This is a genomic window from Alcaligenes sp. EGD-AK7 (assembly GCF_000465875.3).
GTDB lineage: Bacteria > Pseudomonadota > Gammaproteobacteria > Burkholderiales > Burkholderiaceae_B > Alcaligenes > Alcaligenes phenolicus.
The window spans coordinates 36,030-62,574 of sequence record NZ_AVOG02000056.1; the positions used below are offsets into that span (position 1 = coordinate 36,030).

27 protein-coding genes are annotated in these 26,545 nt (G+C 56.0%); 17 read left to right on the top strand and 10 right to left on the bottom strand.

Features of this window, described 5'->3' with window-relative positions; translation table 11 throughout:
• Positions 1-11: 11 nt before the first annotated feature.
• Genes ybeY through miaB form a run of 3 tightly spaced genes read right to left on the bottom strand, consistent with a single transcriptional unit; the run spans position 12 to position 2,880 of the window.
• On the bottom strand, positions 12-488 hold the full coding sequence (gene ybeY / locus N879_RS15885) for an rRNA maturation RNase YbeY (RefSeq protein WP_022983424.1): 477 nt from the start codon (positions 486-488) through the stop codon (positions 12-14).
• The gene (locus tag N879_RS15890; protein WP_009463850.1) at positions 481-1,476 is read right to left on the bottom strand and encodes a PhoH family protein; all 996 of its coding nucleotides are present in this window, start codon (positions 1,474-1,476) and stop codon (positions 481-483) included. Before N879_RS15890 ends, ybeY begins: the two co-directional genes overlap by 8 nt.
• A gap of 3 nt (positions 1,477-1,479) precedes the next feature.
• Entirely contained in the window at positions 1,480-2,880 is a 1,401-nt protein-coding gene (gene miaB, locus N879_RS15895) for a tRNA (N6-isopentenyl adenosine(37)-C2)-methylthiotransferase MiaB (RefSeq protein ID WP_009463849.1), read from the bottom strand.
• Positions 2,881-3,142: 262 nt separating this feature from the next.
• Between miaB and N879_RS15900 the strand changes: the two genes are divergently transcribed.
• Positions 3,143-3,364, top strand: coding sequence for a ParD-like family protein (locus N879_RS15900; RefSeq protein WP_009463848.1), 222 nt, complete (start codon positions 3,143-3,145; stop codon positions 3,362-3,364).
• Positions 3,361-4,128: a type I methionyl aminopeptidase gene (map, locus tag N879_RS15905; protein ID WP_009463847.1), complete on the top strand. Its 768-nt coding sequence runs from the start codon at positions 3,361-3,363 to the stop codon at positions 4,126-4,128. The genes N879_RS15900 and map overlap by 4 nt, the downstream gene beginning before the upstream one ends.
• Before the next feature lie 594 nt (positions 4,129-4,722).
• Here the strand turns inward: map and secF are convergent.
• The 5 genes from secF to queA all read right to left on the bottom strand — a co-directional run bounded on the left by secF (position 4,723) and on the right by queA (position 10,277).
• Positions 4,723-5,661: a protein translocase subunit SecF gene (gene secF / locus N879_RS15910; RefSeq protein WP_009463846.1), complete on the bottom strand. Its 939-nt coding sequence runs from the start codon at positions 5,659-5,661 to the stop codon at positions 4,723-4,725.
• A 52-nt stretch (positions 5,662-5,713) separates the two neighbouring features.
• Positions 5,714-7,585: a protein translocase subunit SecD gene (secD, locus tag N879_RS15915; protein WP_022983425.1), complete on the bottom strand. Its 1,872-nt coding sequence runs from the start codon at positions 7,583-7,585 to the stop codon at positions 5,714-5,716.
• Between the two features lie 60 nt (positions 7,586-7,645).
• Positions 7,646-7,990: a preprotein translocase subunit YajC gene (yajC, locus tag N879_RS15920; RefSeq protein WP_003803689.1), complete on the bottom strand. Its 345-nt coding sequence runs from the start codon at positions 7,988-7,990 to the stop codon at positions 7,646-7,648.
• Between the two features lie 89 nt (positions 7,991-8,079).
• The gene (gene tgt / locus N879_RS15925; protein WP_009463845.1) at positions 8,080-9,216 is read right to left on the bottom strand and encodes a tRNA guanosine(34) transglycosylase Tgt; all 1,137 of its coding nucleotides are present in this window, start codon (positions 9,214-9,216) and stop codon (positions 8,080-8,082) included.
• On the bottom strand, positions 9,213-10,277 hold the full coding sequence (gene queA, locus N879_RS15930; protein WP_009463844.1) for a tRNA preQ1(34) S-adenosylmethionine ribosyltransferase-isomerase QueA: 1,065 nt from the start codon (positions 10,275-10,277) through the stop codon (positions 9,213-9,215). Before queA ends, tgt begins: the two co-directional genes overlap by 4 nt.
• Positions 10,278-10,435: 158 nt before the next feature.
• Here queA and dacB point away from each other — a divergent pair, with 158 nt between their 5' ends.
• From dacB to N879_RS15995, 13 genes are all read left to right on the top strand, one after another.
• Positions 10,436-11,884, top strand: a complete 1,449-nt coding sequence (gene dacB, locus N879_RS15935; RefSeq protein ID WP_022983426.1) for a D-alanyl-D-alanine carboxypeptidase/D-alanyl-D-alanine endopeptidase — start codon at positions 10,436-10,438, stop codon at positions 11,882-11,884.
• A gap of 70 nt (positions 11,885-11,954) precedes the next feature.
• Complete coding sequence (gene upp / locus N879_RS15940; RefSeq protein WP_009455167.1) at positions 11,955-12,605, top strand: uracil phosphoribosyltransferase; 651 nt, start codon at positions 11,955-11,957, stop codon at positions 12,603-12,605.
• Between the two features lie 101 nt (positions 12,606-12,706).
• Complete coding sequence (locus N879_RS15945) at positions 12,707-13,429, top strand: hypothetical protein (protein ID WP_009455166.1); 723 nt, start codon at positions 12,707-12,709, stop codon at positions 13,427-13,429.
• A gap of 145 nt (positions 13,430-13,574) precedes the next feature.
• Positions 13,575-13,892, top strand: a complete 318-nt coding sequence (locus N879_RS15950; protein ID WP_009455165.1) for a DUF883 family protein — start codon at positions 13,575-13,577, stop codon at positions 13,890-13,892.
• Between the two features lie 158 nt (positions 13,893-14,050).
• Positions 14,051-14,440 carry a phage holin family protein gene (locus N879_RS15955; RefSeq protein WP_009455164.1) on the top strand — a complete coding sequence of 130 codons (390 nt, stop codon included), beginning with the start codon at positions 14,051-14,053 and terminating at the stop codon, positions 14,438-14,440.
• Positions 14,437-14,826 carry a hypothetical protein gene (locus N879_RS15960; protein ID WP_009455163.1) on the top strand — a complete coding sequence of 130 codons (390 nt, stop codon included), beginning with the start codon at positions 14,437-14,439 and terminating at the stop codon, positions 14,824-14,826. Before N879_RS15955 ends, N879_RS15960 begins: the two co-directional genes overlap by 4 nt.
• 158 nt (positions 14,827-14,984) lie before the next feature.
• Positions 14,985-15,863 carry a LysR substrate-binding domain-containing protein gene (locus N879_RS15965; protein ID WP_009455162.1) on the top strand — a complete coding sequence of 293 codons (879 nt, stop codon included), beginning with the start codon at positions 14,985-14,987 and terminating at the stop codon, positions 15,861-15,863.
• A gap of 539 nt (positions 15,864-16,402) precedes the next feature.
• Complete coding sequence (locus tag N879_RS15970) at positions 16,403-17,626, top strand: aromatic ring-hydroxylating oxygenase subunit alpha (RefSeq protein WP_022983427.1); 1,224 nt, start codon at positions 16,403-16,405, stop codon at positions 17,624-17,626.
• An 18-nt stretch (positions 17,627-17,644) separates the two neighbouring features.
• Entirely contained in the window at positions 17,645-18,610 is a 966-nt protein-coding gene (locus N879_RS15975) for a PDR/VanB family oxidoreductase (RefSeq protein WP_009455159.1), read from the top strand.
• 20 nt (positions 18,611-18,630) lie between these two features.
• Positions 18,631-19,503 (top strand): NAD-dependent epimerase/dehydratase family protein, encoded by an 873-nt coding sequence (locus N879_RS15980; protein WP_022983428.1) that lies wholly within the window; start codon positions 18,631-18,633, stop codon positions 19,501-19,503.
• Positions 19,504-19,550: 47 nt separating this feature from the next.
• Positions 19,551-20,165 (top strand): hypothetical protein, encoded by a 615-nt coding sequence (locus tag N879_RS15985; RefSeq protein WP_031232974.1) that lies wholly within the window; start codon positions 19,551-19,553, stop codon positions 20,163-20,165.
• Positions 20,166-20,174: 9 nt separating this feature from the next.
• Positions 20,175-21,341 (top strand): oxamate carbamoyltransferase subunit AllG family protein, encoded by a 1,167-nt coding sequence (locus N879_RS15990; protein ID WP_009455155.1) that lies wholly within the window; start codon positions 20,175-20,177, stop codon positions 21,339-21,341.
• Positions 21,322-22,632 carry an amidase gene (locus tag N879_RS15995; RefSeq protein WP_022983430.1) on the top strand — a complete coding sequence of 437 codons (1,311 nt, stop codon included), beginning with the start codon at positions 21,322-21,324 and terminating at the stop codon, positions 22,630-22,632. Before N879_RS15990 ends, N879_RS15995 begins: the two co-directional genes overlap by 20 nt.
• Positions 22,633-22,690: 58 nt before the next feature.
• Here the strand turns inward: N879_RS15995 and N879_RS16000 are convergent, their stop codons facing one another.
• A complete protein-coding gene (locus N879_RS16000) occupies positions 22,691-23,125 on the bottom strand; it encodes a hypothetical protein (RefSeq protein ID WP_009455149.1) in 435 nt (144 codons plus the stop codon).
• Positions 23,126-23,371: 246 nt separating this feature from the next.
• Positions 23,372-24,751, bottom strand: coding sequence for an MFS transporter (locus N879_RS16005; protein WP_022983431.1), 1,380 nt, complete (start codon positions 24,749-24,751; stop codon positions 23,372-23,374).
• A 306-nt stretch (positions 24,752-25,057) separates the two neighbouring features.
• Here N879_RS16005 and N879_RS16010 point away from each other — a divergent pair, with 306 nt between their 5' ends.
• Positions 25,058-25,981 carry a LysR family transcriptional regulator gene (locus N879_RS16010; protein WP_230940579.1) on the top strand — a complete coding sequence of 308 codons (924 nt, stop codon included), beginning with the start codon at positions 25,058-25,060 and terminating at the stop codon, positions 25,979-25,981.
• 94 nt (positions 25,982-26,075) lie between these two features.
• Complete coding sequence (gene gloA, locus N879_RS16015) at positions 26,076-26,492, top strand: lactoylglutathione lyase (protein ID WP_031232976.1); 417 nt, start codon at positions 26,076-26,078, stop codon at positions 26,490-26,492.
• Positions 26,493-26,545 lie beyond the last annotated feature (53 nt).

Sequence of the window (26,545 nt, forward strand, 5' to 3'; positions counted from 1 at the left end):
AAGTGGGCGAGCTAGCGCTCCTGGTAGGGATCAGGGATGCGCAAACTGGCCAGAACAGCGGTTTCCAGCGCTTCCATGTCCTGGGCTTCGTCCTCTTCAATGTGGTCGTAACCCAGGGAATGCAGACAGCCGTGCACCACCAGATGAGCGGCATGGTGCAGAAATGGCTTTTGCTGTTCCTGGGCTTCACGCTCCAGCACGGGCAGGCACAAGACGATATCGCCGTGGACCACGCCGTCCTCGTCCTGACCATATTCAAAGGTCAGCACATTGGTGGCGTAGTCGCGTTCCCGGTAGCTCAGGTTCAGGCTCTGGCCTTCTTCGGCGTCCACAATACGCAAGGTGGCGGAAAGGGCGGTGAAGCGATCTTCGGGGTGGATGCGTTCGACTGCCATATCAATCGTGCGCTGCATCCAGCGGCGGATACGGGAGCGGCTCAGCTCGGGGCAATCAACAGCGTACTGGACGCTCAGGGACAGATCAGGCATCACCGGCTCGTTCGTAGGCGTCCACAATTCGCGCAACCAGCGGGTGGCGCACGACATCACGGCTGCTAAAGCGCGAGCAGGAAATACCCTGCACGTTTTCCAGCACCTTGACGGCATGATTCAAGCCGCTGCGCTGGCCTTTGGGCAAGTCCACCTGAGTGGGGTCGCCGGTAATCACCGCCTTGCTGCCAAAACCGATGCGCGTCAGGAACATTTTCATTTGTTCCGGCGTGGTGTTCTGGGCTTCGTCCAGGATCACGAAAGCATGGTTCAGCGTGCGGCCGCGCATATAGGCCAGCGGTGCGATTTCGATGATTTGTTTTTCGAACAGGCGCTGTACCTTCTCCACACCCATCAAGTCATACAAAGCATCGTACAAAGGGCGCAGATAGGGATCTACCTTCTGGGCCAGATCGCCTGGCAAAAAGCCCAGGCGCTCACCCGCCTCGACAGCAGGACGTGTCAGCACCAAGCGATGGACGGATTCGCGCTCCAGCGCATCGATGGCGCAGGCCACTGCCAACCAGGTCTTGCCAGTCCCGGCCGGGCCTACGCCGAAGTTGATGTCATTGTTCAGGATATTGCGCAGGTATTCGCGCTGACCGGGTGTGCGAGGACGCAGGTCGCGTTTGGCGGTACGCAGGGAAATTTCTTCCTGGCCTACGGGGGGCAGCTCGGGCAGGGGCTCGGGCTTTTCCTCTTTTTCGTGGCGGCGGCTGGCGCCCAGCTCAACCAGGCCCAACTGAATATCGTCGATATTCAGCGCACGGTGCACGGCGCGCGAATGGAACCAGTCAATGGCTTTGGCAGCCTCCTCCGCGCGCTCGCCTTCAATCGAAACATGACTGCCACGCCGACGCAGGGTGACGTCATAGGCAATGGCAATCTGCTTGATGTTCTCGTCCAAGGGGCCACACATATTGGCCAGATGGGTATTGTCCCCGTCCAGGCGCAAGGAAGTGGGCATGCGGCGGCGTTGGCTAGTCATGGATCAGGCTCCTGCAACCCGGTCATGGGTCACGATTTCTCCGCGCAAGGTATTGGTCAGTACTTGGGTCACGTGCACATCCACAATTTGTCCGATCAGGCGAGGGTCGCCGGGGAAGTTGATGATGCGGTTGTTTTCGGTACGGCCTTTCAGTTCCGAGTCGTCTTTGCGCGAGGTGCCTTCGACCAGAATGCGTTGTACGCTGCCGACCATGGCCTGGCTGATGGCCTGGGCCTGCTCGTTGATTTGCGCTTGCAGGCGGTGCAGGCGGTCCAGCTTTTCTTCTTTGCTGGTGTTGTCTTCCAGGTCGGCGGCCGGTGTGCCGGGGCGACGCGAATACACAAAAGAGAAAGACTGGTCGAAATTCACATCGCGAATCAGCTTCAGTGTCTTCTGGAAATCCTCTTCCGTCTCACCGGGAAAGCCCACAATAAAGTCCGAGGACAAGACGATGTCGGGACGCGCTTCACGCAGGCGGCGCACGATGGATTTGAACTCCAGCGCAGTGTAGCCGCGTTTCATTGCAGCCAGAATACGGTCGCTGCCGGCCTGTACGGGCAAGTGCAGAAAGGGGACCAGCTTGGGCAGATTGCCGTGGGCGGCGATCAGGCGCGAGGTCATTTCCTTGGGGTGCGAGGTGGTGTAGCGAATGCGCTCGATACCAGGGATCTCGTGCACGTACTCCAGCAGCATGGCAAAGTCGGCAATCTCGCCAGCGACGTCGGTCGGGCCACGGTAGGCGTTCACGTTCTGGCCCAGCAGCGTCACTTCCCGCACACCCTGGTCGGCCAGGTCAGCCACTTCCATCAGTACGTCGTCAAAGGGACGGGAGACTTCGGGGCCACGGGTGTAGGGCACTACACAGAAGCTGCAGTACTTGCTGCAGCCTTCCATGATGGACACAAAGGCGGAATAACCCTCCACGCGTGCGGGAGGCAGGGCGTCGAATTTTTCGATTTCAGGAAAACTGATATCCACTTGCGAGCGGCCGCTGTTGCGGCGCTTGACGATCAGCTCGGGCAGGCGGTGCAAGGTTTGTGGTCCGAACACCACATCCACGTAGGGAGCACGACGAATAATCGTGTCGCCTTCCTGACTGGCCACACAGCCACCTACGCCAATGACCAGATCGGGATTGAGCGCTTTCAAATGCTGAACCCGGCCCAGATCCGAGAACACCTTTTCTTGTGCTTTCTCGCGTACCGAACAGGTATTGAACAGGATGATGTCTGCTTCTTCGGGGTTGGTGGTCAACTCCACGGGGCGATCCTGATTCAGGATATCGGCCATTTTTTCGGAGTCGTACTCGTTCATCTGGCAGCCAAAGGTGCGAATGAAGAGCTTGCGGGCAGGCTTGGTAGCAGCATCCGCGCTGGCGGGGGTAGAGATTGTGGTGTCGGTCATAGAAGGAGCCGTGACGGGTGTATATCCCGCGGGCCATTGAAAATGAGGAATCGGGCATTATAACGCCCAGCCTCCCGTGAGCCACAAGCAAGCTGGGATCATGTGGGAGGACTTGTTGCAGACAGGCCGCCCTTTGGGGTGAGAAGGCTGGAAATAGTCTTGTGGGGGCATGAAGCTGGATCAGGATTTTCAGTCAGCTTCTACTTGCGTCCTGATTTTGCGGATTATATGATTCGTATATGGATCATATAAGGATTGAAAAATGGGTATCGTGAATATTGATGACGAGCTGCACGACCAGCTACGCAAGGCGAGTACGGTTTCATGTCGCTCCATCAATGCGCAGGCGGCTTTCTGGATACGTATGGGGTTGTTGTGCGAACTGAACCCGACCATGAGTTTTAACGAGATTGTCGCCCGTGAAATGAAGGCGGCTGGTTTGGGTGAGCCTGCCGTGCCTCTGGATCAGGTGGAGTCAGCATGATCAAGATGGCAGATGAAATTGCCTTGATGGCCGAGTCGGGCCGTTTGCTGGCTCAAGTGTTCACGCGCCTGGATCAGTTAGATCTGATTGGCATGAACACCATGCAGATCAATGATCTGGTCGAGAGCTACATCGTCCATGAGCTGCAAGCCCGGCCCGCCAGCAAAGGGCAGTACGGTTATGCCTATGTTCTGAACTCATCGCCTAATCAAGTCGTGTGTCACGGTATGCCGTCCACGACGGATGTACTGAAAGAGGGGGATATCGTGAATTTCGACATCACCCTGGAGAAGAACGGTTTTATTGCGGATTCCAGCAAAACCTACACGGTGGGGCAGGTGACTCCTGCTGCGCAAAAACTGGTCGATGCCTGCTATATGGCGATGTGGAAAGGTATACAAGCCGTACGCCCCGGCGCGACTTTGGGTGATGTGGGGTTTGCCATCTCCCAGTACGCACGCAAGAATGGGTATTCCGTTGTACGTGATTACTGTGGGCACGGCATCGGGCGGGAAATGCACGAAGCGCCTGAAGTTTTGCACTGGGGCATGCCGCGCACAGGACTGCGATTGAAAGAGGGCATGGTGTTCACGATTGAACCCATGCTGAATCAAGGTGGCCCTGCGGTGCAAACCGGGAAAGATGGCTGGACCGTGCGCACTTGCGATGGCTTGCTGTCAGCACAGTTTGAGCACACGGTAGCGGTGACAGACAGTGGTGTGCGCGTATTGACCTTACGGCCTGATGAAACCATCCCGAATTAATTACGTAGTTGGTCGTCCCTCCCTTGCATTACTTATGGCTTGTAGTGTGTCATCCAGTCATTGCAGCTTGTGCACTGAAAACGACAGCAGCAAGTTATTTCAGCCCGATGGAAATGAGATTTTCTGTAAACCTCGTTGATGCTGCCACAGCTGCGAGATCCCGTCATATCGTGATGGCAGTATTGCCCGTTGTCTAACCGTCGTGCCGAAGTATCCCTTCAGATAAATATAGGGTGGCAGCAGTAAGCCTCTTTTTGTTTTATTGAGGGCCGGGGCAGGTCGGCGGGCGAGTCAGGTTATTCGCCGCGGGCAGGGGCCAGATGCGGGGTGCAAGGGGCGTGCTGTTTGAGGAGCACGCTTGCGGTTTGTCCGGGGGACAAACCGCGCTCCGAGTTCACGACCCGCCCGCATCTGGCCCCTGACAAGGGAACCCGTGCGCAGCACGGGCGAATGACCCGCCAAGCCGACCTGCCCCGGCCCTCAATAAAACAAACGCCTGCCACCCTATTACTCGCAATCCAGCAGCCTTAGAAACAAAAAAGCCCGACATTGTTTTAATGTCGGGCTTTCGTTAACAGCGAGCCAAGAAGCAACTTAGCCTTCTACAACCTCGCCGCCTTCGTCTTTCTTGATCGGCTTGACCAGATCCTCACGTTTCACGCCCAGCCACATGGAAATGGCGGCGGCCACGAACACGGAGGAGTAAATACCGAACCAGATACCGATGGTCAGCGCCAGCGAGAAGTTGTGCAGCGTTGGGCCACCGAAGAAGAAAATCGACAGTACCATCATCTGGGTAGAACCGTGGGTGATGATGGTACGCGAGATGTTCTGGGTGATGGACAGATCAATAATGTCCGACACCGACATCTTGCGCTGCTTGCGGAAGTTCTCACGGATACGGTCCATCACCACAACGGATTCGTTCACGGAGTAACCCAGCACAGCCAGGACACCAGCCAGCACCGACAGCGAGAACTCCCACTGGAAGAATGCGAAAAAGCCCAGAATGATGACCACGTCGTGCAAGTTGGCAATCGCACAAGCCAGTGCCAGCTTCCACTCAAAGCGGAAACCCAGATACAGCAAGATACCCGCGACCACAAAGGCCAGGGCCATCAAACCGTTATGCAGCAGTTCCTGCCCCACCTGTGGGCCCACGAACTCCACACGGCGCAGCTCCACGTCCGAGTGCTGCTGCTTCAAGGCCTGGAGTACTTGTTCGCTTTGCTGGGTAGAGTCTTGTCCGTCCAGAACGGGCAAGCGGATCATGATGTCCTGCGACGTGCCGAAGTTCTGTACCTGGAAGTCGGTATAGCCCAGCGACTGAATCGAGCCGCGCACATCTTCTACCTGCACGGTTTGCTGATAGTGCACTTCCATGACCGTACCACCGGTAAATTCGATGGACAGGTGAAAGCCGCGCACAATAATGAAGACGACCGCTGCAATAAATGTCAGAAAACTGATCAGGTTCAGCACCAACGCATGGCGCATGAACGGGATAGTGCGGTGAATACGAAAAAATTCCATGATGCTTTATGCCTGTAGTTGGGCCTGGCCGGTTTGCACCGGCCCCGGCACTTTACTTCTTGTCCTGTGGTTTCCAGACCTGACCAATGGAAATACCCTGCAGGCGACGACGGTTGCCATACCAGAGGTTGACCAGGGCACGAACCCCAACCACCGAAGAGAACATGGAGGTCAGAATACCGATCACGTGGACGACCGCAAAACCACGGATAGGACCGGAACCGAAGGCCAGCAAAGCGACACCCACAATCAGACTGGTCAGGTTGGAGTCGAAAATAGTGGCCCAGGCACGATCAAAACCCAGGTGAATGGCTTGTTGCGGCGAGGCACCATTGCGTAGCTCCTCGCGGATACGCTCGTTGATCAGCACGTTGGCGTCAATGGCCATACCCAGGGTCAGGGCGATAGCTGCAATACCCGGCAAGGTCAGGGTGGCTTGCAGCATGGACAAGACAGCCAGCAGCAAGAGCACGTTGAAGGTCAGGCCAATGGTGGAGAACAGACCAATCAGGTGGTAGTACAGCATGATGAAGATGGCGATCGCAATAAAGCCGTACAGCGTGGCGTTAAAGCCTTGGCGAATATTGTCGGCACCCAGGCTAGGGCCAATGGTGCGCTCTTCAATGATGCTCATGGGGGCGGCCAGCGAACCGGCACGCAGCAGCAGGGAAATATCGGCGGCTTCCTGAGCATTCATGCTGCCGCTGATCTGTACCTGGCCGTTAGGAATTTCGCTACGGATAACCGGAGCCGTCACCACTTCACCCACGCCATTTTCAAACAGCACAATCGCCATGCGCTTGTTGATGTTGTTGCGGGTAATGTCGCGGAAAATGCGCGAGCCCTTATTGTCCAGCGTCAGGTTGACGGTGGGTTGCTGGGTTTGCGAATCACGACCGGGCTGGGCGTCCTGCAGGTTTTCACCTGTCAGGATGACCTGGCGACGCAGCAGCAGGGGGGCACCACCACGCTCGGTGTAGCGCTCCAGACCAAAGGGCACGGTACCCGAGTTCAAGGCCGCAACGGCAGCAGGCGAGTCTTCCACCATGCGCAGTTCCAGTGTGGCCGTACGACCCAGAATTTCCTTGGCTTTGGCTACATCCTGCACGCCGGGCAGTTGAACCACGATGCGATCGGACCCTTGCTGTTGAATCACAGGCTCGGCTACGCCCAGCTCATTGATTCGGTTATGCAAGGTGGTGATGTTTTGCTTGAGGGCGTTCGATTGCACCTGAATGGTGGCGGCTTCGGTCAAACGGGCTGTCAGACCGCTGTCACCGGCGGGGGTGAAAGCCAGATCAGGCATGGCGCGACGCATTTCCGATTGAGCGCGGTCGCGATCGTCTGCCGAGGCAAAGCTCATGCGCAGCGAGTGACCATCACGCTCGATGCCGCCAACAGGCACTTTGGCTTCGCGCAGCACGCTGCGGGCATCTGCCACCATGGAGTCGTAGCGGGCTTGAAGCGCGCCTTGCATATCCACTTGCAGCAGGAAGTGCACGCCACCGCGCAAGTCCAGGCCCAGGTGCATGGGGTGGGCGCCCAGTGCGGTCAGCCAGGCAGGCGACGCAGACACCAGGTTCAGGGCGACGGTGTAGTCGGGGGCGGTAGCTGTGGAGTCCTTGTTCAGTTCGCGCTCGATCAGGTCTTTGGCCTTGAGCTGAACATCGGTGGACTCAAAACGGAAACGCGCAGTGGCGCTAGGTCCGTTTTGTTCAAAATACGAGCCCGTCGTAGGAATATTGTTTTTCTTGAGCAGCTCTTCAACGTGACTGATCAGGTTGGTTTCAAGCCGGACCGTGGATTTGGCGCTGGAAACCTGGACAGCAGGAGACTCACCAAACAGATTGGGCAAGGTATAGATCAGGCCGATCGCCAGCGCGACCAAGACGATGACATATTTCCAGAGAGGATAACGATTCATGGGATATCTACGACGGGTGCAGAAATGGCAACCCCGGACCGAGGTCCGGGGTCGGAGGCATTACAGCGACTTGATCGTGCCTTTGGGCAGAACAGTCGTAACGGCCACGCGTTGGACCAGAACTTCAACAGGCTTGTCGGTCAAGTTGGCCACTTCAACGGTCAGGTAGTTGTCGTGAACTTTGCTGACTTTGCCCAGCAGACCGCCGGAGGTGATTACTTCGTCGCCTTTGGCCAGGTTGGATACCAGGTTGCGGTGCTCTTTCTGACGCTTCATTTGAGGACGAATCATCAAGAAGTACAGCACAACGAACATCAAGATGATGGGCAGCATGCCCATCAAGGCATTTTCGCCGCCGGCAGCTGCCTGGGCGGGGATGAGAGTCAGAATGTCAACAGCGGACATGTGGGGCTCCTGAGGATTTTTTTGTGTGGGTTGTCAAAAACTAACGGTGTATTGTAGCGGCACTTTATTGCGGTATCACAAACAGCGTGTCATTCAATACCGCGCGCCCGATCCTGGTGGAACTGCTCCCGCCAGGCCGCGAAACGCTTTTGCTCGATAGCATCGCGCATCTCTTGCATGATCTGCAAATAGAAATGCAGATTGTGCAAGGTATTCAAACGCGAGCCGGTAATTTCATTGGAACGCTGCAAATGATGCAAGTAGCCACGCGAGAAATGCTTGCAGGTATGGCAGGTGCAGCTGGGATCCAGCGGGCGGGTATCGTCGCGGTAACGGGCATTGCGTATCTTGATGTCGCCGTAACGGGTAAACAGCCAGCCATTGCGCGCATTGCGGGTGGGCATGACGCAGTCAAACATGTCCACGCCCTGGCTGACCCCTTCGACCAGATCTTCCGGTGTACCCACACCCATTAGATAGCGGGGGGCATGCGTGGGCAGTTTCGGGGTGGTGTGCGCCAGAATGCGCATCATGTCTTCTTTGGGCTCGCCTACGGACAGGCCGCCAATGGCATAGCCTTCAAAGCCGATTTCGGTCAGACCAGCCAGGGATTCGTCGCGCAGGTCCTCGTACATGCCGCCTTGCACAATGCCAAACAGGGCATTGGGGTTATTCAGACGCTTGAATTCCTCGCGTGAACGGCGAGCCCAGCGCAAGGACATGCGCATGGATTTAGCCGCTTCGATATGCGTGGCGGGACGGTCGTCAATCAAGTAGGGCGTGCATTCATCGAACACCATGGAAATATCGGAGTTCAAGGAGTACTGGATTTGCATCGACACTTCAGGCGTCAGAAACAGGCGCTCGCCGGTGATGGGGGAGGCAAACTTCACCCCTTCCTCGGTAATCTTGCGCATGCCTTTCAGGCTGAACACCTGAAAACCGCCCGAGTCCGTCAGGATGGGCTTGTCCCATTGCATGAAATTATGCAGACCCTGGTACTTGTCCATGACCTCCGTGCCCGGACGCAGCCACAGGTGAAAGGTATTGCCCAATATGATCTGTGAGCCAATCTCGTTCAGCTCGTGCGGCATCATGGCCTTGACGCTGCCATAGGTGCCTACCGGCATGAAAATGGGGGTTTGCACCACACCGTGGTTCAGGGTGATCTGGCCACGGCGAGCGGCGCCATCGGTGCTTAAGAGGTCAAACTTCAGTCCACTCATGGGGTAGGAGGCTCAATGAACATAGCATCGCCGTAACTAAAGAAGCGATACCGGGATTGGACGGCGTGCTGGTAGGCACGTTGTATGGGTTCGATCCCCGCCAGGGCCGATACCAGCATCAGCAAGGTGGACTGGGGCAAATGGAAATTGGTGATCAGTGCATCCACCCACTGGTACTGGAAGCCGGGGGTAATGAACAGGCGCGTGTCGCCTTCAATGCTGCCATCGGTGCAGCGCTGGTTCATGCCGGGCTCTTTGCTGGCGGCAGACTCCAGCGAACGCACACTGGTGGTGCCCACGGCAATGACGCGGCCACCGGCAGCGCGGGTGGCTTCGATCTTGGCCAGGGTGGCGGCGGGCACATGGTAACGCTCGGCGTGCATGACGTGTTCGCTGATATTGTCCACACGCACAGGCTGAAAAGTGCCTGCACCCACGTGCAAGGTCACAAAGGCCTGGTCCACGCCTTGCTCGCGCAAGGTGTTCAGCATGTCGTCGGTAAAGTGCAGGCCAGCCGTCGGGGCGGCCACGGCACCGGGGTGACGGGCGTAAACAGTCTGGTAGCGCGAGTCGTCTTCCTCGTCCGCTGCGTGGGTAATGTAGGGTGGCAAAGGCGTGGCGCCGTATTGCTCCAGCATGTCCAGCACAGGCTCGTGAAAGCGCAGCGCAAACAGGGCGTCTTCCCGCCCGGTGCAATCGGCCAGTACCTTGCCGTCGGCCAGTTCCAGCAACGTGCCAGGTTTGGGGGACTTGCTGGCGCGGATATGGGCCAGAGCCGTATCGGGGCCGGTTACGCGCTCGATCAGCACTTCCACCTTGCCGCCGCTGCTTTTCTGGCCATGCAGGCGGGCCTTGATGACGCGCGTATCGTTAAAGACCAGCAGGTCACCCTTGCGCAGCAGGCTGGGCAGGTCGGTGAACTGGCGGTCATGCAATTGGCTGGCACCGTCCAGATGCAGCAGACGGCTGCCCTGGCGCTGGGCCGGCGGGCTTTGAGCGATCAGATCAGGGGGAAGCTCGTAGTCGAACTGGGCGATAGTTAAAGAGGGGTCGATGCTCATGGTTTGTCGTAAAGGGCCACTGGCCAGAAGGCCGGGCCTGATGGGGTAACCGACTATTTTAACGCTTTGCCGCCAGATTGCTGAAACGGCCATATCCGTGGTGTTTTTCTTTCGGTATGCTTGGGTCTTTCCTGAATTGATCTGTTGGAGACGAGGGCATGGGCGTTTTAAAGGCAAAGCCTGTTTTGAGTCGTTGCAAGCACGTGGCTCTGGCCACCTTGCTCATGGTGCAAGGCGCATCACTAGCCCTGGCCCAGGCCTTGCCGCCCGAGCTGGCTTCGGTATGGAACGCCAGCCGCTTGCCGCAATCGTCTCTGTCCATCGTGGTAGACGAGGTGGACGGTCCGCGCCTGATCGGCGTCAATCCCCAGGAGCCCCGTAACCCCGCATCGGTAATGAAACTGGTCAGTACCTGGGCCGGTTTGTCCGCTCTGGGGCCAGAATATACCTGGCGTACGACGTTAATGGCCCAGGACGGCCTGCAGGTGGACGAACAAGGCACTTTGAAAGGGCCTCTGTACATCAAGGCGGGGGGCGATCCGTTTTTGACCGTGCCGCAGTTATGGGACATGTTGCGCGAGCTCCGCTTGCGTGGGGTGAAGAATCTGACCGAAGTTATTGTGGATCGTTCCATCTTCGGCAACGTCACCATCAATCCGGGTGATTTCGATAATGCGGGTGACCGTCCCTATAACGCCAGCCCGGATGCCATGATGGTGGGGCTAGGCGCTTCCCGGCTGGTGTTCCAGCCAGATACACAGGCGCGCAAATGGATTGCGATTATTGACCCGCCTTTGCCCGGAGTGCGCGTACAGGGTGAAGTCGAGTGGTCGACGGCGACCTGCCCTGGTTCGCCTGTTGTTGGTACCCAGATTCAGCCTGAAGCCGGTGGCATGGTGGTCCGTGTCAGTGGCAAGGCCGCCGCTTCTTGCGGTGAGTTCAGCGTTTACCGTCTGGTTCATTCCCAAACCGAGTTTTTCGACAAGCTGTTCCGCAGCCTGTGGCGCGATCTGGGCGGCACCCTGGCCCGCGACATCAAAGCAGGCCGTGTGCCGGCTCGTGCGCAGGCGATTACCTGGCATGACTCGCAGTCCCTGTCTGACCTGATCCGTCTTATTAATAAGCAAAGCAACAATGTGATGGCCCGTACCATCTTGCTGACCGTGGGCGCAGAAATGAATGGTCCCGGTGCCACGGTGGCCACCGGCGAGCGCGCCGTCATGAACGTGCTGGGTCGCCAGGGCGTGAATACCGCAGGCTGGACCGTGGACAACGGCTCGGGCCTGTCACGCAATGCCCGCGTCACGGCGGGCGGCATGGCTGACATGCTGAAAGTCGCCTGGCGCTCGAACTGGATGCCCGAGTACATTTCGTCCTTTGCGATCTCCGGTGTGGACGGCACGGTGCGTTCGCGCTTGCGCGATGACGAGGTTCAGGGCCGTGCCCACTTGAAAACCGGCACGCTGCGCGATAGTCGTGCCTTGGCCGGTTACGTGCTGGGAGCCAGCGGAAAGCGGTATATTGTCGTCATGATGGTCAATGACGAACGTTCTGCCTCTGCCCGACCCTTTTTTGATGCGGTGGTGAAGTGGCTGGCAGTACGTTGACGATCACGATAGTGCGGGCTGCTGTGCTGCAGCCCTGTTTTTAGTTAGTCCCTAATTTGATGAAGCAATCATGCCCATACACGAAATACGCCACCCTTTGATCCGCCATAAGCTGGGCTTGATGCGCAAGGCAGATCTGAGCACGAAAAATTTCCGCGAAATGTCCCAGGAAATCGCCTCTTTGCTGACCTACGAGGCGTGCAAGGATCTGCCCCTGGAACCCACCACCATTGAGGGTTGGTGTGGCAATGTGGAAGTGGAAAAGCTGGCTGGCAAGAAAGTGACAGTTGTGCCCATCTTGCGCGCTGGTATTGGCATGCTGGACGGGGTGTTGAGCTTGATTCCTGGCGCCAAAGTCAGCGTGATCGGTATTGCTCGCAACGAAGAAACCTTTGAAGCCCAGACCTATCTGGAGCGTCTGGTCGGCGAGCTGGATCAGCGTTTGGCCCTGATTATCGACCCCATGCTGGCAACAGGTGGTTCCATGGTCGCCACGATTGATCTGCTGAAAAAAGCAGGCTGCAAGAATATTCGCGCTTTGGTGTTGGTGGCGGCTCCGGAAGGCATTGCCACTCTTGAAAAACATCACCCTGATGTCCATATCTATACCGCGTCCATTGATCAGCATCTGGACGAGCATGGTTATATCGTGCCGGGGCTGGGTGATGCGGGCGACCGTATTTTTGGTACTCGCCAGAAGGTTCAGGACGGCGAACTCTAAGTCCAGAACTTGTCGTGCTTTTTTACAATCCCTTGCCAGTACGCCAGAGGGGATAGGCATAATAAAGAGTCGAATCTAAGTTTCACTGAATCAGGATGTACATGAAACTGAATGCTTGGATGGCTGCACCGCTGTTGGTCATGTTGGGCCTGAGCTCGGCTCAGGCTGGTTTGTGTGACGTGCCTTTCATGCGTGACGGTGGGCAGATACAACTGACTGGCTCGGGCTTTCTGGCCTTGGGCGCTGATCTGGCTTTTTCTGACGTGAAAAAGCAGGGCGGTGATCAGTGCCAGGCGCGTGTACAGGGCAAGGCCAGTGTAGCCCTGGCCGGTTTGCCGGCCAGCAAGCCCAATATTGACTACGTGATGACGGTGCGCGATGGCCGCACCCGTTTCCAGCGCGATGATGGCCGTGGTGGTCTGGAAGCCGTTCAAGGTTCGTTTGACCTGCGCCTGCTGGGCCTGTTTTCCTACGAACACGGTGGGCTGCAGGAAGGGCAAACCTTCCCGCGCCAGGATTTCCAGATCAATCTGGACAAGCGCTCCCAGTCCAACGCCAATGTCTTGCGCATTCATACTGGTGCCAAGACGGTTGGAGCTCAACAATCGGTACAGACCGCATTGGGCAATTACCAATGTTGGCCTATTCGTTATCAACGCGAGATCGAGCCTACTCAGGCCAGTTTCAGTGGCATCAGTCTGCCCATACCGGGCATCAACTCCCAGGTTACGGATTGGTATTGCCCGGATGTGCAGATGGTGATGAAGCAGGAAAGTATTCAGAACGGTGTCCCGTCCACGGTGGATGTGACGCAACTGAAGTAAACCTGCGACTGACTGGTCTCAGGTACATCGAGTATCTTTATCCTGAAAACAGCGGGTTAAAGAATTTTGTGCGGCGCTGCTATGGCGCCATTCACTTGGCGATACGTATTTGTCGCGTGTCCCTTTCAACTGCAAGGAGTTATTTATGGCTACCAAGAAAAGTGTGGAAAACAGCGGAGACAAATTCATCGAAGAAGTGAAAGCGAGCTTGGATGAAGCTGAAAAACTGATGCGTGAGGCCGCTGAAGCCACGGGCGACAAGGCCGGTGAGCTGCGTGAGAAGGCGCTGCGCTCTCTGCGTGTGACCCGGGATTCCCTGCACGATGCTCAGGAAGCCGTGGTCGAGCACAGTGTGCGTGCCGCCAAGGCAACCGACAACTATGTCCACGACAAGCCCTGGCAAGCCATTGGCGTGGCCGGTATTGTGGGCCTGATGTTCGGTATGCTGATCAGCCGTCGTTAATCTGTCTTTGCTCTGCGCTGCGGGCCCTTTGCGGGGTTGCAGCAGCATAAAAAGCAGCCCTGCCGATCTGGACTTTGCGGTCCAGATCGGCAGCCTCTTAGAAATCAGGCTCTTGCCATTGCATGCAATGGCAGGATGTCGCAGAGCAGGGATAAATCATGGCGCTTAGGCAAACTATCAGTCAGCTTGGTTCTACCTTGATAGGGGCTGTCAGTACCAGGCTGGAGCTGTTCGCTCTGGAAGCCGGTCAGCAAAAGGCAAGCCTGATAACCATCTTCAGCATGGTGTTTGGCGCACTGCTGTTCTCCACTCTGGCGGTGCTGGTTTTCAGCTTGTTGCTGGCCTTGTACTTCTGGCCTACGGATTATCGTTACTGGGCTTTGGGAGTGCTGGTCGTTCTGTATGCCGGTTTGGGAGTGGGTCTTTTCCTGGCCGTACGCCGTCGTCTGACTACAGGCCCGATTCCTTTTTCGGCCACCTTGTCCGAGTTGCGTCGCGATGTCGCGTTTATTGAGCGCTTGAGGGATTCCGAGGGAGACGGCAAATGAGCACGAAGCAAGAGAGCATGTCCGCCCAGGAGCGGGCTGTGCGTATTGAACTGTTGCGAGTCCGCGCCTCGTTGGAGCGGCAGACCATGTCGTCCCAGATCCACTCCCTGGGCGAAGATTTAAGCCCCGGCAATTTGTGGAACAGCGTCAAGCCGTCGGGTTTGAGCATGGGCGGTGTAGTCACCAGCGCGCTGTCCTTGTCGCGCCGTTATCCGTTCCTGTTGTCCGGTGCTTCTGCCGTGCTGAGCAGTTTTGGCGGGCGCTGGATGCGTATCGGGGCTTTGGCTCTGGGAGCCTGGAAGCTGTTTGATTCTTCCAGGTCGGCACGTGAGAAAGCACGCAATGTACTGGTTCCGGTACGACGCAAAACCGATGTGGACGAGTAAGTCTGCTTGTCTGTTTGAAAACCGGCCCGGGCCGGTTTTTTTTTGCCTGCCGCAAGCTCGGCGTTCTGCCTGACTGGTTTTTGAAGGCGGCAAGGCTTATGCTCCGATAATAAATAATTCCAGAACAAAGCTACCCACGTCAGGAGACATAGCCCGTCATGCAGGTGCCATTACTGAATGCCTTAAGAACCTTTACGGTGTCGGCGCAAAGGTTGAACTTCACCAAGGCGGCAGAAGACCTGCTGGTCTCTCCCTCGGCAGTCAGCCACCAGATCAAGGTGCTGGAGGAGTATTTGGCTTGCAAGCTGTTTCTGCGCAAGAACCGATCTCTGGAACTAACGGATCAGGGTCAGTTTCTATTCGACCGTTTGCAACGGCCGTTTTACGAGATCAATCAGGCTTTGAGCGAATTGCGCATGCCGCACGGCAAGAGCCGCATCAATCTATCCTTGCGGCCCTTTGTGTCCAGCATGTGGTTTACCGGGCAGTTGGGAGACTTCTGGCTGAAGCATCCAGACATTGAAATCAACTTGTTGCACAGGCTGCAGGCTCCGGATTTTTTCAGGGACAACATCAATTTTGCTATCGTCTGGGGCAAGCAGGGCGATTGGCCGCAGTTGCAAACCTTGCGTATCATCCCCGGCAATTTGACGCCTGTTTGTGCGCCGTCTTACCTGCAGGCGCATGGCCAGATTATGTCCCCGCAAGATCTGAACCTACATGTGCTGATTCATGAAGAAAATCAGCTGTGCTGGGAGCAGTGGTTGCGCAAGGCGGCGGGGCAGGAACTGACGGCCAAGAAGAGCTTTCACATTGATGACACCAATGTGCGCATGAATGCTGTGTTGAACGGCCAAGGGGTCATGTTGGGCTGTCCGGCCTTGTTACAGCCTTTGATCGACAAGAAGGAAATTGTCCAGCTGTTCGATGTTTGCCTGGAAGAGTACGCCTATTTTCTGGCCTACCCCAAGGAGGCGAACCTTAGCCGACAGGAGCAGGAGTTTGTGGATTGGGTCGCGTCGATTGCAATCCGCTAGGCGGTAGTTACTTGATGGTCCCCATGTGTTGTGCTCGGTGACCGGGCTTTTTTCGCTCTTTGCTGACCGTGTCTCTGTCTCTGCGTCTTTAAAAAAACCTGCATATTTGCAGGTTTTTTATGTATCGGCTTGCCTGAACCAGGCTGGATGCACATCGCACATCGCACATCGCACATCGCACATCGCACATCGTTCATTGCTCATTTCTCATTTCTCATTTCTCATCGATCAGGGTGTGGAACCCCGACCTGATGCGCGTGGCTGGAGGTTTTATCAAGCTCCGCCTAGTTCTCACACCGCTCATCCCTGGTTCCAAATGGCTGACACGCAGCCCTCAATCGGGCTTTACGTCGCCGAGAACGGCCTCATTTTGCGGTGATTGCGATCCACCGCTTTCTCTTCATCCCGATTCAACAACAAAAAAAACTCATCGTTCCGTCAAATTTGCTCAATTTTCAAGCGTCGCTCCCTGTCGCATGATTGGCCTGACCTAATAAAAGCCATTCATGGTGCTTATGCAAACCAGAGGAGATACTGAGATGAATACCGCTCTACGCTCGCCCATTGCGATTGAAGAATTTGACCGCAGCTACTTTCAGCAGGAAACCGACGAGGTTTTCGCCTTGCCCCCCGAGTGCTTTACCTCGGAAGAGTTTTTCCAGTTTGAGCTGAATGCCGTCTGGAAAAAGCAGTGGTTCTGTGTGGGCCGTGCCACTGACATCCCCAATGCCGGTGACTTCTTCACCTTCGATGTAGGCAATGATGCGCTGTTTGCCATCCGCACTCGTGAAGGTGGCATCAATGTACTGTCCAATGTCTGTCGTCACCGCAATATGTTGTTGCTGGAAGGGGCAGGCAATGTACGCCGCATCAGCTGCCCCTTGCACGCCTGGGTCTACAACATGGAAGGCGAGCTGGTTTCCGCCCCAGGTCTGACCGATACCGGTGCCAGCTTTGACCCCAAGAGCGTCTGTTTGCCCAAGATCCGCGCCGAGGTTTGGGAAGGCTTTATCTTCATCAACTACGACGCCACGGCACCGGCCTTGCACACCCGCCTGGGCAATTTGGGCAAGCAGCTGGCGAACTATCGCATGTCCGAGCTGAAGTCTTCGGAACCCCTGAAGATGGAAGGTTTCGACTGGAACTGGAAGATCTTCAATGACGAGTGCTACCACTGCAGCTTTCTGCACGCTTCGTCCTGGGGCGGCATGTACGAAACCAATCCGGATCGTGTGGATGAAACCGCTGTCTTCAATGACGTGGCCAATGGCATTGTCTCCTACAACCTGATCTCCACCCACAAAGACGCAGCCCCCACGCATACCGGCTCTATCTTGCAGCCGCCCATGAAGGGCTTGACTGACCAGGAGCGGACCCAGCTTTCTTACGTGACCGTGGCTCCCAACCTTTTGCTGGTGGCCATGCCCGACAAGGTGAAGTACTTCATGTGGCTGCCCAAGAGCGCCAAGCAGTCCACCTATGGCGTGTCCTGGATGTACCCGCAGGAAACGTTGGAGCGCGAGGACCACAAAGAGAAGTTCGATCAGGAACACGATGATCTGTACCCCGTGATGATTGAGGACCTGTTTGCCTGGCGTCGTTCGCATCAGGGCATGCAATCCAACTTTGCCTCCCGTGGTCGTTTGACCAATGAAGAGCTGGTCATCAAGCGTTTGCAAAACTGGCTGATTGATCTGTACCGCGCAGAAGAGCGCCGTGTGGACGAGCAAAGCCGGGTATTGCCGATCCGAGCGATTGCCTAAGGGAGCAGGAGCAGCATCATGCAGCAAACTTTGCAAACACGCGTGCTGAAGAAAACCAGGCTGTCAGAGCGCGTTGTGGGCCTGACCCTGGGTTTGCAAAACGGGGGCGCGTTCCCCGTCTGGGAGCCGGGGGCGCATATTGAACTGGAACTGGCGGTGTCGCAGACCGAACCGCTTTACCGTCAATATTCCTTGTGTGGCCAGCAGGCCAATACTCGTGAATGGCAAATTGCCGTTCTGAAAGAAGAAGCCGGGCGGGGCGGCTCTGCGTATATCCATGAGGTGTTGCAGGAAGGTGATGCGCTGGCTGTCAGCGTGCCGAAAAATCACTTTCCCTTTGCTGCAAACAAGAAGTGCTTTTTTGTGGCCGGGGGCATAGGCATCACGCCTATCGTGCCCATGATCCAGGCCGCTGCGGCAGCCGGCCTGGACTGGCACTTGCTGTATCTGGCAAGAAACGCAGCGGATTTTATTTTTCTGCAAGAGCTGCAACAAGTGGATGCTGCGCGTATCACCACGCATGCCTCCAATCAGGACGGGCTGTTTGATCTGCAAGGCTTATTGAAAACGCTGGATGCACAAACCGTCGTCTATTCCTGCGGTCCGCAACCATTGCTGACCGCCTTGGAAAACTATCAACAGGAACAGGCCGATATTGGTTGGCAGTTGGTGCTGGAGCGTTTCTCGGTAGAGACCGACCCGGCCCTGCTGCAAGGCAAGGGCTTTACCGTGACTTTGCAAAAGTCGGGCAAAAGCATCGCGGTAGCGGGGGATGAAACGATTCTGGCCGCCTTGAAACGGGAGGGCATACGGGTCAAGTGCTCATGCCAGAACGGCACCTGCGGCACCTGCGAAACCGTGGTCATTTCCGGCTTGCCGGAGCATCGGGATTTTGTGCTGTCGCCAGAAGAACGGCAGCTGAATGAAACCATGATGATCTGCGTGTCGCGCGCCTTGTCGGCCGAACTGGTTTTGGATCTATAACAATAAACAGGAGAAACACCATGAAAAAAGTGGTGGTTACAGGCGGCTCGGGTCGTGTGGGCTCGTACGTCGTACAGCAATTGATGCAGACCATGGATGTGGTCGTGGCGGATCTGAAACCCAGCCAGCATCAGGTTTCCTTTATTCAAACGGATGTGATGGATCTGGAGGCCGTGCGTGCGGCCACCAAAGATGCCGATGCCGTGATTCACCTGGCGGCGATTGATTTCGACTGGAAGGCTGCTGAGGAGCAGTACATCAACGTCAATGTGCGCGGCACCTGGCATGTGCTGCAAGCCTGTCGCGAAAACGGTGTCAAGAAAGTGGTGCTGTGTTCCAGCATTTCCGCTTGCGGTCTGTCCGAGATGCGAGCTGATTGGAAACCCCAGTATCTGCCTGTGGACGAGGCCCATGAAAACAAGCCTTATCAGGCCTACAGCGTCAGCAAGATCATCATGGAGCAGATGGCAAAAAGCTTTAGCGATGCCAGCGATATGGAAGTGATCTGTCTGCGTCCGCTGGCCGTGGTGCTGCCGGAAACCATTGCCGAGTACATCCAGTTCGTTGACAGCCCGCAGCGTAACTGGCTGTTCTATTACATCTGGGCTGCGGATCTGGCGCGTGCCTTTGAGGCCGCCGTGAATCTGCAAGGTTTACGCTACGGCGTGTTTTTCATTAGCGCAGACGATAGCTCCCACCCCCTGGCAACCACGGACTGGTATCAGCAGATTATCGGCCCTGTGCCTGAAATCAAGAACCCGCGCTGGTATCAGAACAATCCCCGTGCCTCCATTTTCAGCAGCCATGCGGCCAAGGAAATTCTGGGCTGGCAACCAAGCACGGACTTCCAGCTACTGCGCCAGGAATACGCGGTGGAAAAAGACCTGGCGTGAAACGCCCAGGCACCCATGACGACTACATTGAACACGGAGACTTGAGCATGACGGGAATTAAAACCGGCACCTTGGATTGGACGGGTGACAACCCTTTTATTTACTTGAAGACTGACCCTGAACAGGACTGGTCGTCCTTGTCCCTGTACTTTCGCATCGCCAGCTCGGCGTATGGCAGCGGCCAGGCCATCCTGGTGTTGGACAAGCCTTACGAAGACGGGCAGGACAGCGACGCGCGTTTGCTGATCACGGATAACAAGCCCTTGGCCGAGTATCTGGTACGGGACTTCGTGCGCCATTTTGGCCTGTTTCGCAAGGCGGTGGCGCTGGACAAGTTGCAGGTCTTGAGTGACGGCGTTTTCCAGACAGTGAACCGTTTCCCTGAGCTGGTCAGCGAATCTGTCACCTCCGCCAGTGCAGGTCTGACGGTGGAATTGCAATGGCATCACATGACGCAGCCAGCGATTTGTGTGGACCTGCCGCAAAGTCAGACCCAAACCCAGAAGCACGAAATGATGTGCGTGTTCCATCCGGCGCAGCAAGCCAGGGTGCTGATCAATGGCACGGCCTTGCCGGGCAACACCATAGAGCGGGACTTTAACGGCTCGCGTGCGCAGTCCGCCAGCCTGGCGAACAGCGAAACCTGGGTGCGCGTGGCGTAAGGAGACGATATGGCTCAGCATGTAGAGACGCAGGCCGTGATGCCCGCCTGGACAGGGGTCCGGCCTCTGCAATCCATTTTGCCCTCGCAAGGCCGCCTGGTCCTGCATGCCGGGCCACCGTTTCGGGATGCACAGGAGTTGCCTGCCGCAATCCGAAATTCGGCTTTGATCGGCATTCTGTATGAGGGCTGGGCAGCTAGCAAACAAGAGGCGCAAGCCTTGCTGGACGCAGGGGGCGTGCAACTGGCTCCCGCGCAGGATTACGGCGTGGTGGTGCCATTGGCCGGAGTGGTCACGCCGTCCATGTATCTGATTGAGGTCAGCGACAGTAATCAGCCCGAAAACAAGAAGTACTCGGTGCTGAATGAAGGCATGCAATGGTGTACCCGCCTGGGTATTTTTGCCGATGAAATGGTGCCGCATCTGCGTTGGTTGCATCAGGGTTTGGGTGCGCGGCTGGCTGCACAGTTTCAGGGACCGGTAGATCTGGCTCCTATTGTTCAGGCTTCCCTGCTCAATGGTGATGATGGTCATGCTCGTACCCTGCATGGCTCCCGGCAGTTGGCCGACATTATTGTCTCCTGGGGCATTAATGACGACGCCAGCCAAAGCTTTCTATATGGCGCGATGGCCTGGGCCTTGAATTACTGGATGGCCGCCAGTGCCTTGATTCTGGCAAATCAGGCTCCTGCTGATGGCGCGGATGCCATCGTTAAAGTTGGCGGTAATGGCTTGCGCTTTGGTTTGCAATTGGCCAGTTCCACAACTTGGCTGGTTACGGACGCTCCTGTTATTGCTGGCAATAAAGAGCCCGGTAATGAGCAGGCAAAAGCACTGGGTGCCCTGGGCGATAGTGCTGTCGTGGATTTCGTAGGGCTGGGTGGCCAGTGTCTGGATCTGGCGGGAATGAGTGCCAGGAATCTGCACGCCTTTCTACCCTCGGACTACCTGACGCGTCAAAACAAGTTCCTGAAAACCCGCTTGCCCTTTCTGGCCGGGCGCAATGGTATTAGCAATTTTGCGCAAGTGATTGCCAACAATACCGGGCCGTTGGTGCTGCTGGGCATGATTGACGGTGCCGGAGAACGTGGCCGTGTTGGTGGTGGGGTGGCGACGGTGGATGCCTCTTTATTGCAAGCTCTCAAGGAGTGGCAGCATGAAACGACAGTGGTTTAAGCTGCCTTTGCATCAATTGCTGCATGCTCTGCATACGGGCGAAGCCAGTCTGCCGGAGATCGTGGCCTCCTTTTATGAGCGCATTGCCATACGCGATGACAAGATTGGTGCCTGGCAGTATCTGATTGATCAGGACGACTATCTGGCCGAGTACGAAAGCCGCAGTGATTTTTACAAGGCCTCGCCCTTGATGGGTCTGCCCTTTGCGGTCAAGGACGTCATTGATACGGCCGGTATTCCCACCACAATGGGCTCGGCTATTCATCAGGATCGGATTCCGGATATGGATGCCTCCTGCGTTACCGCGATGAAAGCGGCAGGCGGCATTTTGATGGGCAAGACGGTCACGACCGAGTTCGCTTATTTTCAGGCTGGCAAGACAAATAACCCGCATGATGCCGAACGCACCCCCGGCGGCTCCTCCAGCGGCTCTGCTGCCGCCGTGGCTGATTTCATGGTGCCAGTCGCCTTCGGGACCCAGACGGCGGCATCGGTCATACGGCCAGCGTCCTACTGTGGCTGCATTGGCTATGTAGGTAGCAAGAACGAGTTTTCCTTGCGCAATATTCAGCCGCTGGCTCAGTCTCTGGACTCCCTGGGCATACTCAGCAATGACGTGCTCGACACGCTCTTGCTGCGCAATATTCTGCTGCACAAGCCCTTGAGTCTGAGCTCGCCGGGAGCGCAGGCGGCTTGTGTGTTCGGTGTTTTCTCCGGGCAGGCATTGGGTGAAGTTCAGGGCAAGATGCTGGAGACCTTGCAGGCGTGCCAGCAGGATTTGTCGGAACAGGAGCATACGCTGGTGGATTTTCCCTTGCAGGACGCCCTTGTTGAATTGACGGCCTTGCATGCTCAGATCATGGCTTATGAAGTGGCCCGGAATCTGGTGTACGAGCAACAGCAGCATGAAACCTTGAGCGCCCATATGCAGTCCTTGATGAGCACGGGTCTGGCTTTTCCCTACAAGGAGTACATCGCTGCCTTGCAAAGAGCCGACACGCTCAAACAGGCAATGCTGCAGTGGTTTGCAGATAGTGGGGCGGATTTCATTCTGGCACCTGCGGCAGCCGGTGTTGCGCCTTATAAAACCGAAGGAACAGGGGCACCCTTCATGAGTCGTGCCTGGCAGTTGCTGGGTTTGCCGGTGGTGTCCCTGCCTTTGGGGTATTTCCAGAAATTGCCTATGGGTTTGCAGTTGATTGGAAAGCCGCACCAGGATGATGTTTTGCTTTTACAGGCGCGTCAGTTGCAGCAGCGCTTTTTAAACAGCAGCTCAGTTCTGGCGGTGTAGTTTTCTTTTTTCTTTTAAGCGTCCTGTTTTTACAGGACGTTTTTTTTGGGCTGCGTTTTTATAGTTTGGGCAGCAGGTACTTTTCAAAGAGCCATTTCAAACCATACAAGGCCCCGAAAATAATCGCGGCAATGGCCAGAAAATCTGCGCTGAAAACGCTTTGCTGTTTATGGGACAGCTCCATATAAACGTGCTCGTCAGCGGGCCGGGCGTAAGTCATGGGAATGGAGGTCTTGGGTAAAGTGGCCTGCAAGACGACATAGCTGCCATCGTCAGCCGCTTGCATCAGCAGCTCGTCCACCTGCGTGGGAGCCAGACCGTCGTGATGTTCTGGCTTGCACAACTGCCGGGTTCCCTGAGCCCAGTTGTCATTACTCTCGGGGCAGGAGGCCTGGATGCGGTAGCCATTGCTGAATTGAACCGTCAGCCACCCTTGGGCATGCGAGGCGGCGTCGCTGCTTACGGTTACGTCGGTAAGGCTGATGGTGGTCATGGTGCAAATCCCTTGGGCAGTGCAAGCGCATTCTTCAGTCTGCTTAAGGCAGGAGGTGAGTCTATATTTGACGCGGGCTATAGAAGGCTATTCTATAGAAGCCGGTATGGGAATACTGTTTCTGTATGGGCAGAATCAGCTTTATGTGAATTGCTTTTAATGTAAATCAATGCTCTTTTTCCATAAAAAAACAGCCCTGTTTTACAGGGCTGTTGATTGCGGAAAACCAGCGGGAATAAAGAAGGCTTAACTGGCGCCTGCCTTGCCCATGCTGACAGCCGGTTTGGCATCATGAGCCGGTTCGGTGTGGTAGCGGCGCAAAGGCTTGTTGGCGGTTTCGGGCATCAGCACAGTCACCCAGAAAAAGCACAGAACCGCGACCACCGTGACGTAAAACGCGGGAGCCAGATAGCTGCCTGTTTGCGCCGTCAGCCAGATAGCCAGGTAAGGTGCGGTGCCACCAAAAATTGCGAAGGTGATGTTGTAGCACATGCTCGAAGCGGTATAGCGCATGTCGGTCGGGAACATCTCCGAGAGCAGGGTGACGGCCACCACGCTGGCTGCCACCTGACCAATACCGATAATCAGCATGCCGAAAATGGCGGCCTCCAACGAAGCTCCCTTGCTGACGATCATATAGGCCGGAATGGTGAACAGCGCATGCCAGACAGCGGCAAATTGCATCATGCGACGGCGGCCCACCCGGTCCGAGATCACACCGGCAAGCGGGGTCAGGGCGGTGACAAACAGCAGGGCAACCATGTTCGCAGTCAGGGACTGGACGGAGGACAAGCCAATGACCGTGCGCAGGAAGGTGTTCATGTAGGTGGAGAAAATGTAGAAGGACAGGGCGTACAGCACGATAAAGCCGCCCAGCTTCACAATATTGGAACCCTCTGCCTTGAAGACCTGGGACGCGCTGTAGCTGAGCTGGCCTTTTTTCTCCGCACGCATTTGCTGGAACTCGGGCGACTCGGCCAGATGATCCCGAATGAAGAAGGCCACAATGCCCATGGGAACGGCCAGCAGGAAGATGGTGCGCCAGCCCCAATCGCCCATGGCCTCGGTACCGACAATCGCGGCCAGGCCGGCGCTGATCCCTGCTGCCAGTGCAAACGCAAAGTATGTAGCACCGGACATGGCCCAGGCGTAGGAGTTGCGTTTGTTCATGGGGCTGTGTTCAACGGTGTAGATGGTGGCGCCCGTATATTCGCCACCGGCCGACAGCCCCTGAATACAGCGGATGATGATCAGCAGAACCGGAGCCCAGATGCCAATGCTTTCATAGGTTGGAATCAGACCAATGGCGGCGGTGGACCCGGACATCAGCAAGACAGTCAGGGCCAGAATCTTCTTGCGGCCAATGCGGTCGCCCAGCCTGCCAAAGTAGATGCCGCCCAGGGGGCGAACAATAAAGGACACCAGAAATACGGCAAAGGTGGCCAGCAGGCCCGCCATCTTGTCTTCCGAGGGGAAGAAGTTTTGTGCGATGTAGACGGCCATATAGCCGAACAAGGCAAAGTCAAACCATTCAACGATCGTACCGGCCGCTGAACCCATCATTACTTTCTTGATGTGACCCGTATCGGTATGTTCCGATTCGGCCACGGTGCTTTCCCTTTGCATACTTATGTCTCCTCAAGTATTGGGACTATCTGTTTTTTGAAATCAAACCCTGTGGGGGTAGCTGGTTTTTTTATTATTTCTACGTGTCTATCTTTTCTTGGTATTGGTTGAGAGCTCGGCTAGAGCATCGGCTGCAACAGGATGAGTTCCTCCTTTCCGTGGGGCTGGGCATCCGGTCCTGGCATGCTTGCAAAGCGCCATCCAGTGCGTGCTAGATAAGCTAATCCTCTGCAAATTGCTTGTCCATTCACTATTCGCGCACTATTATTGATCGCGATGTTATCAATCTAAAATATGAGCGAAACCATGATTCCCGCACGCCTGGATTTGCATCACCTGCGCGCCTTTAAAACGGTGGCCGAACAGTTGCATTTCAAGAAGGCGGCGGAGCTGCTGCATATCACGCAACCGGGCCTGACGCGCATCATCAAAAAACTGGAAGATGATTTGCAGGTGGACCTGTTTGAACGCAGCACCCGCCAGGTCAAGCTCACAGCGGCAGGCTTTTTATTGCTGCAGGAAATCGAACAGGTTTTTGTGCATCTGGAGCGCGGGATCGAGCTGGCTCAGAAAGCCAAGTTTGGCGATATCGGACACCTGATCATTGCCTATAACGACTATGCGGTGCAGGACGTGCTGCCCAGAACGCTGGAACACTTCAAGCAGCAGTATTCGAACATCACAACCGATTTGTTATATATGCCCACGCAGCAGCAAATACAGGGCTTGCAGCAGGGCAGTCTGGATCTGGGCTTTGGCTTTGCTTTCTCTGATGACCCCGAGGAACTGGGCGTGCTGTGGAAGCCGGTATGTCGTGATGATCCCATCGTTCTTTTGCAGAGCGATCATCCTTTGGCAAAGGAAAAATCCATTCCCTTGGTGGAACTGGCCAATGAGCGTTTTGTGGTGGGCAGCAAGACGCATTGGCAGGTCTGGCGGCGTTATTTCTATTCCCTGTGTCGACATGCCGGTTTCCATCCCAATTCCGTACAGGAAGCCAGCACCATTACCGGCATCATGAGCATGGTGGCGGCCAATATCGGCATTGCCGTTTTGTCGCAGTCCTTGCGCAAGTACGTACACCGTGATCTGGTGGCGATTGATCTGGACTTGTCGGGCCAGCATCCGCAGTCCTTCATCAACATCATGTGGCAGGAAAGCAATGCCAATCCCTGTGTGCCTTTATTCATTCAGACCATCTCGTCGGAGCTGATGGCAGCCAGTGCGTAAGGCTTGAGTATTTCTCATGGACCCTTGATGAGCGGTCATGATGCAAGGATGGCGGTTTTGCTACATTGCAATTTTCAACCCTCTACCCCTTGCTATGAGCACTTCCCAAATACAGTTTGGCCTTGATCATGTCATGTTGCGCGTCCTGGATCTGGAGCGATCCCTGGCGTTCTACCGCGATATTCTGGGCATGCATGTGGTGCGCCACACGGACTATGAGTCCGGCCGCTTTACCAATGTGTTTCTCAGCTTTGATCAGAGCACGCAGTTCAGTCTGGAGTTGACCTGGAACTGGGATCAAAAAGAACCGTATGAAAAGGGCGGGGCCTTTGGTCATCTGGCCTTGATGGTCCAGGATGTGTATCAGGCGGTGCGTTATCTGGAGGAGCAGGGCGTCAGGATCAAGACGCCTCCCAAGCAGATGAATCACGGTAAACGCACGATTGCCTTTGTGTTTGACCCGGATGAGTACCTGATTGAACTGGTGGAGCCTTTGGCCTCGCCGACCTGATACTGGCCTCGGGCGTAGCGTTGACTGGCCCGCATTGAAGAGCAGAATAAAAC

Coding starts and splice junctions, on each gene's coding strand:
- secF (WP_009463846.1), bottom strand. CDS start 5,661: ATGGAATTTTTTCGTATTCACCGCACTATCCCGTTCATGCGCCATGCG.
- secD (WP_022983425.1), bottom strand. CDS start 7,585: ATGAATCGTTATCCTCTCTGGAAATATGTCATCGTCTTGGTCGCGCTG.
- N879_RS15985 (WP_031232974.1), top strand. CDS start 19,551: ATGACGGGAATTAAAACCGGCACCTTGGATTGGACGGGTGACAACCCT.
- miaB (WP_009463849.1), bottom strand. CDS start 2,880: ATGACCGACACCACAATCTCTACCCCCGCCAGCGCGGATGCTGCTACC.
- N879_RS16010 (WP_230940579.1), top strand. CDS start 25,058: ATGATTCCCGCACGCCTGGATTTGCATCACCTGCGCGCCTTTAAAACG.
- N879_RS15980 (WP_022983428.1), top strand. CDS start 18,631: ATGAAAAAAGTGGTGGTTACAGGCGGCTCGGGTCGTGTGGGCTCGTAC.
- N879_RS15890 (WP_009463850.1), bottom strand. CDS start 1,476: ATGACTAGCCAACGCCGCCGCATGCCCACTTCCTTGCGCCTGGACGGG.
- queA (WP_009463844.1), bottom strand. CDS start 10,277: ATGAGCATCGACCCCTCTTTAACTATCGCCCAGTTCGACTACGAGCTT.
- yajC (WP_003803689.1), bottom strand. CDS start 7,990: ATGTCCGCTGTTGACATTCTGACTCTCATCCCCGCCCAGGCAGCTGCC.
- N879_RS15955 (WP_009455164.1), top strand. CDS start 14,051: ATGGCGCTTAGGCAAACTATCAGTCAGCTTGGTTCTACCTTGATAGGG.
- dacB (WP_022983426.1), top strand. CDS start 10,436: ATGGGCGTTTTAAAGGCAAAGCCTGTTTTGAGTCGTTGCAAGCACGTG.
- N879_RS15970 (WP_022983427.1), top strand. CDS start 16,403: ATGAATACCGCTCTACGCTCGCCCATTGCGATTGAAGAATTTGACCGC.
- tgt (WP_009463845.1), bottom strand. CDS start 9,216: ATGAGTGGACTGAAGTTTGACCTCTTAAGCACCGATGGCGCCGCTCGC.
- upp (WP_009455167.1), top strand. CDS start 11,955: ATGCCCATACACGAAATACGCCACCCTTTGATCCGCCATAAGCTGGGC.
- N879_RS15950 (WP_009455165.1), top strand. CDS start 13,575: ATGGCTACCAAGAAAAGTGTGGAAAACAGCGGAGACAAATTCATCGAA.
- N879_RS15990 (WP_009455155.1), top strand. CDS start 20,175: ATGGCTCAGCATGTAGAGACGCAGGCCGTGATGCCCGCCTGGACAGGG.
- N879_RS15900 (WP_009463848.1), top strand. CDS start 3,143: ATGGGTATCGTGAATATTGATGACGAGCTGCACGACCAGCTACGCAAG.
- gloA (WP_031232976.1), top strand. CDS start 26,076: ATGAGCACTTCCCAAATACAGTTTGGCCTTGATCATGTCATGTTGCGC.
- N879_RS15965 (WP_009455162.1), top strand. CDS start 14,985: ATGCAGGTGCCATTACTGAATGCCTTAAGAACCTTTACGGTGTCGGCG.
- N879_RS15960 (WP_009455163.1), top strand. CDS start 14,437: ATGAGCACGAAGCAAGAGAGCATGTCCGCCCAGGAGCGGGCTGTGCGT.
- N879_RS16005 (WP_022983431.1), bottom strand. CDS start 24,751: ATGCAAAGGGAAAGCACCGTGGCCGAATCGGAACATACCGATACGGGT.
- N879_RS16000 (WP_009455149.1), bottom strand. CDS start 23,125: ATGACCACCATCAGCCTTACCGACGTAACCGTAAGCAGCGACGCCGCC.
- map (WP_009463847.1), top strand. CDS start 3,361: ATGATCAAGATGGCAGATGAAATTGCCTTGATGGCCGAGTCGGGCCGT.
- N879_RS15945 (WP_009455166.1), top strand. CDS start 12,707: ATGAAACTGAATGCTTGGATGGCTGCACCGCTGTTGGTCATGTTGGGC.
- N879_RS15995 (WP_022983430.1), top strand. CDS start 21,322: ATGAAACGACAGTGGTTTAAGCTGCCTTTGCATCAATTGCTGCATGCT.
- ybeY (WP_022983424.1), bottom strand. CDS start 488: ATGCCTGATCTGTCCCTGAGCGTCCAGTACGCTGTTGATTGCCCCGAG.
- N879_RS15975 (WP_009455159.1), top strand. CDS start 17,645: ATGCAGCAAACTTTGCAAACACGCGTGCTGAAGAAAACCAGGCTGTCA.